The following is a 13,250-nucleotide window of genomic DNA, read 5'->3' on the forward strand; positions in this document are numbered from 1 at the left end:
CGTTTCCACCGGGCCGTCACACGGCCTTTGCCCTGAGGCTAATGATACTCCGTTCATTCCTCAACTGCGGATATTGCATCAGACCTGCGCAGGATCGCGCCTCCGGGCGCGTTGCCTGGTCAGTAGATCGCGCAGCGCCTGCACCTTTGGCGAATCGGCTCCCTTCCGCCAGATCAGGTAGGTATCGGCGCGATTCTCGCCCGGCGGCAGGCGATGGACCTTCAGCCGCCGGCTCTCCGGAAATGTCGTCAGCACGCTTCTTGGCAGCAGCGCGACGCCCATGCCGGCGACGACACATCCGAGCATGGCGTGATAGGAGCCCAGTTCGATGGTGCGTTCCGGCATTTGACCGCGTAGCGCATACCAATCCTCCAATCGCTTGCGGTGCGGGCAGCCGTGCTCGAACGCGATGATGGTGCGCGGAAAGTAGGCGTTCTTGCCCTTGCCAATCGCCGGCGTGCCGGCGGCGGAAACGATGACGGGCTCTTCCTCGAACACCGCCACCTTCTCGAACAGCGCGTCCGCAACCGGCAAGGTCACCAGCGCGGCATCGAGTTCACGGGCCAGCAGCGCCTTTGAAAGCGCCGGCGGATTCCCGGTGCGAAGTTCGAAGGCCACGTCCGGATAAAGCCGATGATACTCGTTCACCGGTCCGGGCAGGCGGACGGCGGCGGTGCTCTCCATTGCGCCCAGGCGGAAAACACCGCGCGGCCGCGGATCCTGCACCGCATTGCGCGCCTCTTCGGCCAGCGCAAGGAGCCGGTCCGCATAGTCGAGCAATATTTGCCCGGCCGGCGACAGATGCAGGCGCTTTCCTTCGCGAATGAACAGTGAAACGCCGATATCTTCCTCAAGCTGGCGGATGCGCGTCGTCACATTGGACTGAACGCGATACAGCCGCTGCGCGGCCCTGGTCACGCTGCCTTCGCGGACCACGGCACTGAATATCTTCAAATCGGACAGGTCCATCTATCTCTCATGGAGATCATATTTATCATTATAATTCATTTTATGTGATTATATCTGCAGCGTAAAGCCATCGCATTGCGGCGCTTCGAGGAGCGCGGGCACGAACGGTGGGGGCCAAGATGCAGATGAGAAACCGGACCGAGGCCGGCGTCACCGAAATCCAGCTGAAGTCGCCTGCTGGTTATGCCGCAATGAAGGAAAAGCTCATTCGGGAAGCGCGGGTCGCGCAGGCTGCAGCTGTTCGAGCGGCGTTTGCCGGGTTGATCGCAGCGGTCGTCGCCTTCGCAACGCGGCTGAGCCATCCGCCATGCCTGCCGCCGCCTGAACCTGAACACGGAGATTGATCATGCCCAAAGCCTACTGGATCGTGCGCGTCAGCGTTCGGCAGCCCGAACGCTACCCGGACTACCTCGCCGCGGCGCGACCGGCCTTCGAGAAATTCGGAGCGAAGTTCATCGTGCGCGGCGGCCCATTCGAACTCATGGAAGGCGATGCGCGCGATCGTAACGTCGTCGTGGAGTTCGCCGATCGCGAAACGGCGATGGCCTGCTACCGGAGCGCCGAATATCAGAAAGCGAGAACGATCCGCCAGCAATATGCGGATGCCGACTTCATCATCGTCGAAGGCGCTTGATGAAGGTCGGCAGCGCTATGCGACGGTGCGCTCAAACCCCCGCCACCGACGACCAGATATCGGCCAGCTTGCGCCTGAACGCCTGCCGGCGCGTCAGGGGCACGACCTGCTCCTCATCCTCGGGCAGCCGCAGGCCGACCACGTTGACCCGCCCGCCGCTGATGCTGCGTGCGACCAGCACAATGGGATCCAGCACAAGCTCGGCGCCTTCCTTGGGCGCATGGTCGAGATGAATGTCGAAGTAATCCGCCAGCGTCAGCTTCGCCTGCTCTTCGCCTGTGGACACGCCGTAGATCTCGGCCAGCTCGCCGAGCGTGTGCTCGCCCGAGACCATGAAATCACCGAGCAGATGCGGGTCGGGCGCCGAGCTCGGCGCCATGTCGACGAAGAAGCGATCCAGCGCCTCGGCTTTTTCCGGCGGCGCCAGCAGATAGAGGTAGTCGCCGGCCGCGACCGGATCGGCTTCGACAGGCGAGAGGATGCGCTCGTCGCGGATCACCAGCGTCGGCTTCGACCAGGATGGCAGCAGGCCACGCCGGAAGTAGAGACTCTTCGGCCGTACCGGATAGCCGACCAGTTGCTGTTCGAGCTGGCCCGGCAGATCGAGCTCGACGCGCCGCGGACCGCGGTCGACGCGTGGCAGCGCCACATGCAGCCACCGGAATTACGGTGACACCCATTAGCCGGCCGGTCGTCAAGATGCAGAGAATTTTTTTTTGGCAGCGGCAGCTGCCAACATCTTTGATTGGTCGCTTTCAGCTACTGTGCTCGTACCGCGCCCGTTTCTTCGGTTGATGGCTACGTCCGCATTGCGGATCGCGCCAGACACCCATCGGGATCAAGCATCGGCCCGAGTGAGGCCTGCGCCCTGGCGGCATAGCCGCCCCAGAAGAACGTTGGTACCGTCCCGTATCCAAAAGAGTTTCGCAGAACTGTGGTTGCCGGCAGGCCGGCGCCAATCTCCGGATGGCTTACGGTGCGGGCGATCCGCTGTCACCGCAACTGGTGACGGCGATCCGGCGTCCAATTCAGTGCAGCTGGTTGCAGCCCCAGTCACCGTACGTGGCTCTCCGGATCGTCGTCGTCCTTCAGGCAAAGCAGCGCGTTACATCGAACGGCTTGCCCTCCTTCAGGATGTGGTAGCAGGCGCGCGCCAGCTTGTGTGCCAACGCCTTGGTGGCAACAATGTTGTTGGTCTTGGCCTTTTTGCGCTCATGGAAACGCTTGGCCTCGGGGCAAAAACGCCTGGCAAAATTCGCCGCCTCGACGAAGGCCCAGGCGAGATATTTGTTGCCGTTCTTGACGTTGCCTTCGCCTTTCTTCTTGCGATTGCTGGTGTGCACGCTGTCGACGCAGCGCGCGTATGACGCAAAGTTGCCGACCTCGGCGAACCGATCGATCGGGCCGGTTTCCAGAGCAATGACCGTGGCAAGCGTCTGGCCGATGCCCGGCACGGTGGTCAACAAGGCGTATTGCGGACGCGGCTTGACGCGTTCTTGCAGGCGCTTCTCCAGAAGCTCGATCTGTGACTGCAGTGTCGCGATAACAGCAACGTTGGCCTTGATTGCCAAGCCTACATCCGCCGCCAGGGGCAGGCTGTCGATCGTGTCGTCGGTCAGCCGCTTGATCTGATTGCTGGTCATCCGCCCGCCGAGCTGCCGGGCCATGATGTTCTCGACCGCGAGGACACGTGTCGTGCATGACTGCACCAGCTGCATGCGCTTGCGCGCCAGGTCACGCACTACTCGGTGCTCCCTCGGCAAGATCGTACCGGTCGGCAGGATGCCCAGTCGCAGCAGGTGCGCAAGGTGCTGCGCATCGGTCTCGTCGCCGCTGTGCTTCAGTCCTTCGTACTGCTTGATCGCCGCCGTGTTGGCGAGGTGCACGTGGAGGCCGGCGTCCTGCAATCCGTCGACCAGCCAATACCAGTTGTAGGTCGACTCGACCACCACGCCGGCCAATTCGTCTTGCCACCGGGCCAGAAAGCCCGTGATCTTCCCGGTGTCGTTGGGCAGGCGCTTCTGCGCAACAGCCCGATCACCATCGTCGATAACAGCGACAACGCTGTTGTTGGAATGCAGATCAATTCCGCTGTACATCATCTTCGCCTCCTCGTGGCCAAAAGTGATTCGATGACTTCGAACTCACTTTAGCTCCACCGCCTTCTTGGTCACGAAGGCCGGCTAGATGATCTTCAGTGCAGTTAACCGACAGATCGCGTCATTGCCGGTCCGGAAAGTCGTATAGGTAAATAGTTGAGTGCACCGTAATTCCTGACTATAGCAGCATTACGTCTTACCCTTTGGCACCAAGCGACCTTCATGAATTTCATGGCTGACGGCCTGTTTTTCGTCGGGAGGGGACAGGCGTTCCACCAACCGCGTCCCGCTCCAGAGCTCCGCGGGCTGCTGGCCCACCATCTGCTTTGCCCACACGATAGCGTTCTCGTCAGTGTCGCAGACGAACGAGCGGGAGCTTTTGAAATGGCCGTCCGAGCCAATGAGGTAGGCGCGATATTCCGCCACAGTAACCTCTCTCCCAAACGAGGCCGCCGTTGCGGCCGCCTTACCGGACCTCTAGTTCTTTGATTGCCAGAGCCGAAAGCTGCGCCGCATCATGAACACCAGTTTGCGCGATCCTGATGATCTTCTTCGCAATCATTTCCGTTAGAGGATCGTCGCGATCCTTGACGCAGAGGGTGTGCAGCGTTTGCTCGTATGCCGCTATGATGCCGTTAACCTCTTTCGGCCCCAGCCCCAAGGAAGAGTTCTCTAATAGGCGATAAATTGCCATTTCTATTTGATCCTCTCTTGGTTGCTTTGGGGGCCGAGGCCAGACACTCGATCATATGAGAAGCTGTCTCGGCTCGCCGGGCTTTACGAACCAGGAGCTCGCGCTCAAACCCCGGTGGGATATCTTGAGCCTGCCTGCGCAACAGCGTCGCCTCTTCTGCAAGGCGTTCTTTAAGGGATGTCGTTTGTTTGAAACGGCTACGCTTTGGCATGCGCTGCTCCATCCATGCGAGGTTTGCAGGAGCGCGACTGGCGGTCTCATCAGCGATGAAAGCCACGTACCGAGCGGTGCTAGCGATATATCCGAGCGGTGATAACCAAATATGCGCGACCTTGAGAAGCGCCAGAGTTTAAACATTAACTTTCTGTCACTCCGTCCTTTCGGACATGGAGCGTGCCGGAGCGCGGCCGCGGCCCCGCCAGGCCCCGGCTAGAATTTATCGCCTTGAGGGCCATAATGGTTCTGTGTGCGGAGTCGCGGACATGCCTCTAACAGGGCCAATCCCCGAGGGCAGACCGTTCTTTTGTCCCCATTGCGGGGCATTGTATTCAGTGACGGACTCGCGGCAACCCAAAGGTGACACTGCGGCAAAATGCGTTGTATGCGCGCAAACCATGGTCGAATGGGCCTCGACGGAGAGTCGAGTTTATAAGCTCGTTCATCGGCCCGAAGATGAGTGATCACCGCAAGCGCCCCCGACCCATCGGCAAGCTCATGCCGCCGGCAAGCACAGGTCGAGGAGACCCGGCGCGTGCTGCGGAAGGCATGCGACGCGGCCGACCGCGCGATTGACGATCAGGTGGCGACCATGCACCGAAGCTCGAAAGCGGGCTGCCAAGGTCCTCAATAAGCGAGCCAAAGATATTCCCGCCAGTCGATGGAGCCGGACCTGCCGTCGGACAGGCAATTATCCAGTTGTGCGCGTCGCATTGCAATCCCATTCATCCCGATGCTGGTGCCTTTTCCATCGCTTCGTTGGCAACGGAATTACCCGTAAAGAGTTATGATCATATGCCGACCCGTAACCCGCCGCCCACTCTGCATCCCATGAAGGATTTCGATCCTTCGGAGCCGGCGATCCTTCATGATCTGATATCAGATAGAATCATCACTTGGAGCGGCGAAGATGCTGCGGCCTTCCACCGTGCCCACATTGAAAGAGCGGACGGGACCGTCGCCTGGAACGAATTCGTGTTCGACGGCTGGGGAAACGTACTTGGTGGTTAGGAGATAAACGCAGCATGCGAGCGGATCCGCAGAGGCGTTTAACCTTTCAGGGATCGTTCCGAGCCCAAGCTACGTGCAATGCTTGAGTAAGACGAAGAATGCTGAGTACGGAAGATGCTGAGGACGAGAGTCTGTCCGACCGAGAAAATCCTCAGGATCGGTCCTTCGGTTAGCCGGAGACGAGCCCGACGCGCCGACCCCCCTGATGAAGAAATCCGCCCCAATGCTAGATCGCGGTTCTTTTTCGATCGGTGTTCAGCGATCGATCTCCCCGAACACGATGTCCAGCGAACCGATGATCGCCGACACGTCGGCCAGCAGGTGGCCGCGACTCAGGAAATCCATTGCTTGCAGATGCGCGAAAGAGGGCGCCCGGATCTTGCACTTGTAGGGTTGGTTGGTGCCATCGGAGACGAGATAGACGCCGAATTCGCCTTTGGGCGCTTCGACAGCTGCATAAACCTCTCCGGCGGGAACACGGTGGCCTTCGGTGTACAGCTTGAAGTGCTCGATCATTGCTTCCATCGAGCGTTTCATGCCGCTGCGTCGCGGCGGCGCTATCTTGTTATCTTCTATTATCACAGGCCCCTGTCCCTCGATAGCGCGCAGCTTGTCGATGCATTGTTTCATGATGCGCACCGACTGGCGCATTTCTTCCATACGTATCAGGTAGCGATCGTAACAATCGCCGTTCTTTCCGATCGGGATATCGAAATCGAATTCAGGGTAGCATTCGTAAGGCTGCGCCCTGCGCAGGTCCCAAGCGGCGCCGGAGCCGCGCACCATGACGCCGGAAAATCCCCAGCCCCAAGCCTCCGCGAGCTTGACGACGCCAATATCGACGTTGCGCTGCTTGAAAATGCGATTGTTGGTCAGCAGGCCTTCGAGATCGTCGCAAACTTTCAGGAACGGATCGCAGAATGTCCAGATGTCATCGATCAGCTTAGTCGGCAGATCCTGATGAACCCCGCCAACGCGAAAATAGTTTGCGTGCATGCGCGCGCCCGATGCACGTTCGTAAAACACCATCAATTTCTCGCGCTCCTCGAACCCCCACAACGGCGGCGTAAGTGCGCCAACATCCATTGCCTGCGTCGTGATGTTGAGCAGATGCGAGAGCAGGCGACCAATCTCGCAATAAAGCACCCGTATCAGTTGACCCCGTCTGGGAACGGTGATGCCAAGAAGCTTTTCGGTGGCCAGACAAAAAGCATGCTCCTGGTTCATTGGCGCAACGTAATCTAGCCGGTCGAAATAAGGCAGCGCCTGCAGGTAGGTCTTGTGCTCGATCAGCTTCTCCGTTCCGCGGTGAAGCAACCCAATATGCGGGTCGACGCGTTCGACGACCTCACCGTCGAGCTCGAGAACAAGCCGTAGCACACCGTGGGCCGCCGGATGCTGTGGCCCGAAATTGATAGTGAAATTGCGAACGGCGGCTTGGGCCATAACGACCTCACATCCCAGGAACGTCTCTTGTTCTAGTGGGTTCCAGAGAATCAGCCGAAAATGTCAAACCGCCGAAGGGGTCGATTTTTGGCCACATCTGCGCGAAGAAAGTCTGACCGCGACACGGCACCGGGCAGTTTACCGGCGTGAGCGGATCGTCGTTGGAGTGCACTGTCAGTGCAGTGCATTTAACTTTCATATTGCGTCATTGATGGGCGCGTAACTCCTCAGTCTGTCATCTCCAGCTCAAGCCGGGCGTCTTTCTTGGTTTTTGCTTCCGATATTTCGATACAGATTTTCTCACCCAAGGCATTGAGATAACCAAACAGACGGTCGTAGGTGTAACCGGCAAAATGCCCGCGCAAAAGTTTTGACACACCCGGTTGAGCAAGACCGAGCGGCGACGCGGCCTTGGCTTGGGTCAGGCCCTTTGATTTGATCCGAGCGGCAATGCGCGGGACAATATCCGCCTTGATGGAGTGTTCGGCAGCGTCAGGAAGACCGATATCCGCGAACACGTTGCCGCTGCTCTTTGTGACTCTGACTTTCTTTTTAATTGCCTCTCCGCCAAGCTCTCGGCTTCTTTTAATCTCCGCTTGATCTTCTCGATTTCGGTTTCACACCCCCGCCACCGACGACCAGATATCGGCCAGCTTGCGCCTGAACGCCTGCCGGCGCGTCAGGGGCGCGACTTTCTCCTCATCCTCGGGCAGCCGAAGGCCGACCACGTTGACCCGGCCGCCGCTGATGCTGCGCGCGACCAGCACGATGGGGTCCAGCACTAGCTCGGCGCCTTCCTTGGGCGCATGGTCGAGATGAATGTCGAAATAATCGGCCAGCGTCAGCTTCGCCTGCTCCTCCCCGGCCGACACGCCGTAGATCTCGGCCAGTTCGCCGAGCGTGTGTTCGCCCGATACCATGAAGTCGCCGAGCAGATGCGGGTCGGGCGCCGAGCTCGGCGCCATGTCGACGAAGAAGCGATCCAGCGCCTCGGCTTTTTCCGGCGGCGCCAGCAGATAGAGGTAGTCGCCGGCCGCGACCGGATCGGCCTCGACAGGCGAGAGGATCCGCTCGTCGCGGATCACCAGCGTCGGCTTCGACCAGGATGGCAGCAGGCCGCGGCGGAAGTAGAGACTCTTCGGCCGTACCGGATAGCCGACCAGTTGCTGTTCGAGCTGGCCCGGCAGATCGAGCTCGACGCGCCGCGGACCGCGGTCGACGCGTGGCAGCGCCACATGCAGCCACCGCGCCGCCGGCGCCAGCGTCCAACCCTGCAGCAGCAGCGAGATGACGACCACGACAAAGGCGACGTCGAAATAGAGATAGGCTTTCGACAGCCCGACCAGCATCGGGATCGAGGCGAGAAAGATCGCGACCGCACCGCGCAGGCCGGTCCAGGCGATGAAGACCTTTTCGCGCCAGTTGAACCGGAATGGCATGAGGCACAGCAGCACCGCGAGCGGCCGCGCCACCAGCATCAGCACCAGCGCCACGACCACCGAGGGACCCACGCTGTCCAGAAGGCGCTGCGGCGATGCCAGCAGGCCCAGCAGAACGAACATCACGATCTGCGCCAGCCAGGTCGCGGCGTCGAGAAACGTCACCACCGAATTATGCGCGCGCGTCGGCCGGTTGCCGATGATGATGCCGGCGAGATAGACCGCGAGAAATCCGGAGGCGTGCGAGATCTGCGCCACGCCGAAGATCACGAGCGCAGCGGTCGTGACAAAGGGCGCATGCAGGCCTTGCGGCAGCGCCATGCGATTGAGCGCCACCACCACCAGGCGGCCACCGATCACGCCGAGGACGGCGCCGAGCACGCCTTCGCGCGCGAGCTCCAGCACAACATGCGCGGGCGAGCTCTCGCCGAGTGAAATGAATTCGACCAGCATCAGGGTGAGAAAGATCGCGAACGGGTCGTTGGTGCCGGATTCGGCTTCCAGGGTTGCGCCGACGCGGGGACGCAGGCGCAGGCCCTGGGTGTGAACGAGCAGGAACACCGCCGCGGCATCGGTCGATGCCACCACGGCGCCGACCAGCAGCGCCTCGGTCCAGTTCAGATCGAGCGCATATTTGGCGGCCGGCGCGGCAACCAGCGCGGTGACCAGCACGCCGACGGTTGCCAGCACCATCGATGGCGCCAGCACAGTACGGATGCTTTGAAACCTGGTTCGCAGACCGCCGTCGAACAGGATCAGCGCCAGCGCCACCGATCCCACCAGATAGGTGGTGCGGACGTCATCGAAGGAGAGCTGGCCCGGCCCGGCATCGCCGGCCAGCATGCCGATCAGGAGGAACACCAGCAGCAGCGGCGCCCCGAAGCGCAGCGCGAGCAGGCTCGACAGGATGCCCGCCATCACCAGAACAGCGCCCAGAAAGATGGCGATGCTGACCGAGTCGAGAGAAGCCATGAATCTCCGCAGTAACCTCAACAATCCTGGCAAATACTTGCAATTGCATCCTTATCGTTGCCACAGTTGAACGCCAACCCATTTCTGCGTTAGTGGCAATGTGCCCGATTTTAGGGGCCTGACCTGCCCCCGCGCCTGCTGTGCCGATGGCATCCGCCCGGCGCTTATGAGAATCTGCCTGCTATTCGCGAATCAACTTTGTCCGGCGGGCCGGGCAGCCCCAAACGAGATTTGGCCGATGGACCTGAAAGAGATCATCGAGTTCTTGCACGCTACCGCGCGCTCGCTCGGCGCCGAGGTCACCTCGCCCTGGTTCTATCTGCAATTTGGCCTGATCCTCACCGCCGGCGGCATTGCCTGGGCCAGCGAGGCATCCATTCGCGCCCGCGTCGACATGACCTCGCTTGCGATGCGGTGGCCGGTAGCGCTGCGCCGCTTCGCCCACGTTCTGGTCGGCAGCACCTCCACCGTCGTGTTCGCGATCCTGGTGATCGTGGAGCGCTTCGTGATGGTCCACTCGACCTGGCCGAGCCGCAGCTATTTGCTGGCGGTTTCCGCCAAGCTTGCGGTGGCCTGGCTCGTGATCCGGCTGGTGACGTCGGTCATTCGCAACGAGTTCATCGTCAGGCTGGTGTCGCTGTCGGCCTGGCTGGTGGCAGCTCTCAGTGTCATCGGCCAGCTCGAGCCGACCCTGCAGTTGCTGGATTCGGATTCCGTCTCGATCGTTCTCGGCGGCTTGCGGCTGACGCCGCTGGTTCTGATCAAGCTCGGCGCGCTCCTGATCCTGGCGCTATGGCTGACCAACATCGCCAGCAATTTCATTGAAAGCCGGATCAACCGCTCCGCCGACCTCACCCCGTCCATTCAGGTGCTGCTGGTCAAGATGATCCGGATGGGGCTCTTGACGGTCGCCGTCATCGTCGCGCTCGGCGCCGTCGGCATCAACCTTTCGGCGCTGGCGGTGTTTTCCGGCGCGGTCGGCGTCGGTATCGGTATCGGCCTGCAGAAGATCGTCGCCAATTTCATCTCAGGGATCATCCTGCTGGCGGACAAGTCGGTGAAACCCGGCGATCTCGTCACCATCGGCGACAGCTCGGGCCGGATCAGCGCGATGAAGACGCGCTACATCTCGGTCGCCGCCGGCGACGGCCGCGAGTTCCTGATCCCGAACGAGGATCTGGTGACGCAGAAGGTCGTGAACTGGACCTATACCGACAAGAACACGCTGGTGAAGGTGCTGTTCAGCACCAATTACGACGCCGATCCCCGCCTCGTCTGCAAGCTGGCGATCGAGATCGCGGCGGCTGCCCCGCGCGCCATCAAGAACAAGCCGCCGAACTGCATCCTGACCGAATTCGCCGAGGCCGGCATGAAGTTTTCGCTGACCTTCTGGATCGCCGACCCTGATGGCATGGACAACGTAAAGAGCGAGGTGATGCTGGCGCTGTGGGACGCCTTCAAGCGCGAGGGGATCCGTGTTCCCTATCCGGTCCGCGAAATCCGCGTCCGCGGCGGTGCGCTGCCGGTGGAGCCCGTGGTGGAAGTTTCCGGCTAGTGCAAGTCTTTTTGGAGCTCCGGCACCTTAACCTCGACTTGCCGCAGACCGCTCCGATCACTAAATTAGACCATTAAACCAATCGTTCCCGTTCCTCCGAAGTATGACCGCCCCATGAGCTATATTGAAGCGTCTGACACCTCCTTGCGAAAAACCGGCCAGATCAAACTGCATGGCGCGAGCGGGTTCGCCGGCATGCGCAAGGCGGGCGCGCTGGTCGCCAAGTGCCTCGACGAGCTCACCGACATCGTCAAGGCGGGCGTCCCGACCTCCCGGATCGACGAATTCGTCCGCGACTTCGCCTTCAACCACGGCGCCTATCCGGCGACGCTGATGTACCGCGGCTACCGCTATTCGACCTGCACCTCGATCAATCACGTGGTCTGCCACGGCATGCCCGGCGACCGCGCGCTGAAAGAGGGCGACATCGTCAATATCGACGTCACCTTTATCGTCGAAGGCTGGTACGGCGATTCCAGCCGCATGTATGTGATCGGCCCGATCGCGCGCAAGGCCGAGCGGCTGATCGAAGTAACCTATGAAGCCATGATGCGCGGCATCGCCGCGGTGAAGCCCGGCGCCACCACCGGCGACATCGGCCACGCCATCCAGAGTTTCGTCGAGCCGCAGGGCATGAGCGTGGTGCGCGATTTCTGCGGCCATGGGCTGGGACGCATGTTCCATGACGAGCCGAACATCATCCATATCGGCCGGCCCGGCGAGGGCGTGATGCTGAAGCCCGGCATGTTCTTCACCATCGAGCCGATGATCAATCTCGGCAAGCCGCATGTAAAAATCCTGTCGGACGGCTGGACCGCGGTGACGCGCGACCGTTCGCTGTCGGCACAGTTCGAGCATTCGGTCGGCGTGACCGCGACCGGCGTCGAGATCTTCACGCTGTCGCAGCGCAACGGCGAGAAGCCACTGACTCCGGCATAGCTGGGCTCCGGCATAATTGGGCGGAAGCCTGGTTCCAGCCTACCAACGATCCAGCCACATAACCGAATGAGTTCGCAGGCAGGGCCACGCGAGAAGCTCATCGCGGCTTGTTGCGCGCGGGAATCGAAACATTGGCCAGGTGCGGCGCGCCGTTCGGAAGGCTGTCGAACAAGACCACAATCTGCGCCTTGTCGCCCGTCATATCGAGAACCGTCACGCCCTCGGCCTTGCCTGTTTTCATCTCGCCGTCGACTTGCCCTGTCACCGCCGCGAGCGGCCCGATCGGCGTCACCTTGTCTTTGGCCGGATCGACGACAAAGAGCTTGAAGGGGACTTCCGGCCCATGGGCCGCGCCGGCGACGACGAGCAGACGCTTGTCGGGCAATGGCGCGAGGTCGCGGATTCCCAGCCCATCAAGATCGATCGGAACGACTTCGGGCTTGGCTTTGCTTCGCTTGTTTCCGGCCTTGAACAGGTCGGCGATATCGCCGGATACCAGATAAGCGGTTTTGTTCTTGCGCACAGGTCCCCGCAAGCCGAACCAGATCGTGTCGCCCTGCACCGCGACGCCTTCGATGTTCAATCCGTCAGCGGATTCCAGATCCTTGCCGAAAAATGCCGCCGCCTTGCCGGCGCGTTTCAACAGATCCGAGACGCGATAGGTGGTCTCAACCGCTTGCGCGAAGTTTTCGCGCGCCAGCGGCCTGCCGGCGCGATCGGCCGGTTGTCCCTGCCGATCGACCCGCACCCGCGCGAGGATAAAGGAAGATAGCCGGAACTTGCCCCTGGAGCGTCCGCATCCGTGCGAACCGGCGACATAAAAATAGCGCGCGGCATACGCGACCCCTTCACCGTCCAAATCCCTGAAATCATCTGCTTTCTCGCAGGTCTCGTCCGGTGGACGTCCGAGCGTCCGTGAGTCCGGCGCGCTGCCGATCAGTGGCACAGGGTCTCCGACGACCATGCGATCGTCCTGGATCGTGGCGAACTGCGCGTTCTTGTTCTCGTCGTTGACCAGCAGGCACTTTCGCGGCGTGCCTTCCGGCAGGCAAGCCATCCCGCTGATGTCGGTCGCGGCCGCGCCTTCACTGACCGCAAAGTCACCCTGGATCGTCATTCGCTTGAGGGGGATGGACGAGGTCTGTTGCGCCTCAGAGCTGCCACCAATGCAGCCCAGCAAGCTCATGGTGACGAGGGCGAAACGTACCGAACGCATTTCTCTTTCCTCAAGACAAGCGTGTCGATAAAATGCACTGCAACCCATCATTGCATCCGT

The 13,250-nt window shown here is 61.1% G+C and carries 12 protein-coding genes and 1 pseudogene; 4 read left to right on the forward strand and 9 right to left on the reverse strand.

Annotated features, from left to right (window positions below):
- Positions 1–78: 78 nt before the first annotated feature.
- Positions 79–969 (reverse strand): LysR family transcriptional regulator, encoded by an 891-nt coding sequence (locus V1286_RS31885; RefSeq protein WP_334486555.1) that lies wholly within the window; start codon positions 967–969, stop codon positions 79–81.
- Between the two features lie 119 nt (positions 970–1,088).
- Between V1286_RS31885 and V1286_RS31890 the strand changes: the two genes are divergently transcribed.
- Both V1286_RS31890 and V1286_RS31895 read left to right on the forward strand, forming a co-directional pair.
- A complete protein-coding gene (locus V1286_RS31890; protein ID WP_334486557.1) occupies positions 1,089–1,313 on the forward strand; it encodes a hypothetical protein in 225 nt (74 codons plus the stop codon).
- A 2-nt stretch (positions 1,314–1,315) separates the two neighbouring features.
- On the forward strand, positions 1,316–1,603 hold the full coding sequence (locus V1286_RS31895; protein WP_334486559.1) for a DUF1330 domain-containing protein: 288 nt from the start codon (positions 1,316–1,318) through the stop codon (positions 1,601–1,603).
- 31 nt (positions 1,604–1,634) lie between these two features.
- On the opposite strand, the pseudogene V1286_RS31900 reads toward V1286_RS31895, so the two are convergent.
- The 7 genes and pseudogenes from V1286_RS31900 to V1286_RS31930 form a co-directional block, all read right to left on the reverse strand.
- Positions 1,635–2,264 (reverse strand): annotated as a pseudogene (locus V1286_RS31900) (transporter associated domain-containing protein); the annotation flags it as partial.
- A 427-nt stretch (positions 2,265–2,691) separates the two neighbouring features.
- Entirely contained in the window at positions 2,692–3,705 is a 1,014-nt protein-coding gene (locus V1286_RS31905) for an IS110 family RNA-guided transposase (RefSeq protein WP_334486562.1), read from the reverse strand.
- A 186-nt stretch (positions 3,706–3,891) separates the two neighbouring features.
- A complete protein-coding gene (locus tag V1286_RS31910; protein ID WP_334444647.1) occupies positions 3,892–4,128 on the reverse strand; it encodes a hypothetical protein in 237 nt (78 codons plus the stop codon).
- Positions 4,129–4,168: 40 nt separating this feature from the next.
- The gene (locus tag V1286_RS31915) at positions 4,169–4,396 is read right to left on the reverse strand and encodes a hypothetical protein (protein ID WP_334444649.1); all 228 of its coding nucleotides are present in this window, start codon (positions 4,394–4,396) and stop codon (positions 4,169–4,171) included.
- A 1,482-nt stretch (positions 4,397–5,878) separates the two neighbouring features.
- Positions 5,879–7,069: an NADH-quinone oxidoreductase subunit D gene (locus V1286_RS31920; protein ID WP_334486565.1), complete on the reverse strand. Its 1,191-nt coding sequence runs from the start codon at positions 7,067–7,069 to the stop codon at positions 5,879–5,881.
- A 227-nt stretch (positions 7,070–7,296) separates the two neighbouring features.
- Positions 7,297–7,587, reverse strand: a complete 291-nt coding sequence (locus tag V1286_RS31925) for a helix-turn-helix domain-containing protein (RefSeq protein ID WP_334486568.1) — start codon at positions 7,585–7,587, stop codon at positions 7,297–7,299.
- Positions 7,588–7,686: 99 nt separating this feature from the next.
- Positions 7,687–9,480 (reverse strand): potassium/proton antiporter, encoded by a 1,794-nt coding sequence (locus tag V1286_RS31930; protein ID WP_334486570.1) that lies wholly within the window; start codon positions 9,478–9,480, stop codon positions 7,687–7,689.
- 238 nt (positions 9,481–9,718) lie between these two features.
- Between V1286_RS31930 and V1286_RS31935 the strand changes: the two genes are divergently transcribed.
- Both V1286_RS31935 and map read left to right on the forward strand, forming a co-directional pair.
- On the forward strand, positions 9,719–11,035 hold the full coding sequence (locus V1286_RS31935) for a mechanosensitive ion channel family protein (protein ID WP_334486573.1): 1,317 nt from the start codon (positions 9,719–9,721) through the stop codon (positions 11,033–11,035).
- A 114-nt stretch (positions 11,036–11,149) separates the two neighbouring features.
- A complete protein-coding gene (gene map / locus V1286_RS31940; protein ID WP_334486575.1) occupies positions 11,150–11,974 on the forward strand; it encodes a type I methionyl aminopeptidase in 825 nt (274 codons plus the stop codon).
- Between the two features lie 97 nt (positions 11,975–12,071).
- On the opposite strand, the gene V1286_RS31945 is transcribed toward map, so the two are convergent.
- Positions 12,072–13,190, reverse strand: coding sequence for a DUF6910 family protein (locus tag V1286_RS31945; protein ID WP_334486578.1), 1,119 nt, complete (start codon positions 13,188–13,190; stop codon positions 12,072–12,074).
- Positions 13,191–13,250 lie beyond the last annotated feature (60 nt).

It is taken from the genome of Bradyrhizobium algeriense (assembly GCF_036924595.1).
GTDB lineage: Bacteria > Pseudomonadota > Alphaproteobacteria > Rhizobiales > Xanthobacteraceae > Bradyrhizobium > Bradyrhizobium algeriense.

What these genes read in the sequence shown, in the direction of transcription:
- V1286_RS31895 (WP_334486559.1), top strand. Translation starts at nt 1,316, where the DNA reads ATGCCCAAAGCCTACTGGATCGTGCGCGTCAGCGTTCGGCAGCCCGAA.
- V1286_RS31945 (WP_334486578.1), bottom strand. Translation starts at nt 13,190, where the DNA reads ATGCGTTCGGTACGTTTCGCCCTCGTCACCATGAGCTTGCTGGGCTGC.
- map (WP_334486575.1), top strand. Translation starts at nt 11,150, where the DNA reads ATGAGCTATATTGAAGCGTCTGACACCTCCTTGCGAAAAACCGGCCAG.
- V1286_RS31890 (WP_334486557.1), top strand. Translation starts at nt 1,089, where the DNA reads ATGCAGATGAGAAACCGGACCGAGGCCGGCGTCACCGAAATCCAGCTG.
- V1286_RS31885 (WP_334486555.1), bottom strand. Translation starts at nt 969, where the DNA reads ATGGACCTGTCCGATTTGAAGATATTCAGTGCCGTGGTCCGCGAAGGC.
- V1286_RS31915 (WP_334444649.1), bottom strand. Translation starts at nt 4,396, where the DNA reads ATGGCAATTTATCGCCTATTAGAGAACTCTTCCTTGGGGCTGGGGCCG.
- V1286_RS31930 (WP_334486570.1), bottom strand. Translation starts at nt 9,480, where the DNA reads ATGGCTTCTCTCGACTCGGTCAGCATCGCCATCTTTCTGGGCGCTGTT.
- V1286_RS31920 (WP_334486565.1), bottom strand. Translation starts at nt 7,069, where the DNA reads ATGGCCCAAGCCGCCGTTCGCAATTTCACTATCAATTTCGGGCCACAG.
- V1286_RS31905 (WP_334486562.1), bottom strand. Translation starts at nt 3,705, where the DNA reads ATGATGTACAGCGGAATTGATCTGCATTCCAACAACAGCGTTGTCGCT.
- V1286_RS31935 (WP_334486573.1), top strand. Translation starts at nt 9,719, where the DNA reads ATGGACCTGAAAGAGATCATCGAGTTCTTGCACGCTACCGCGCGCTCG.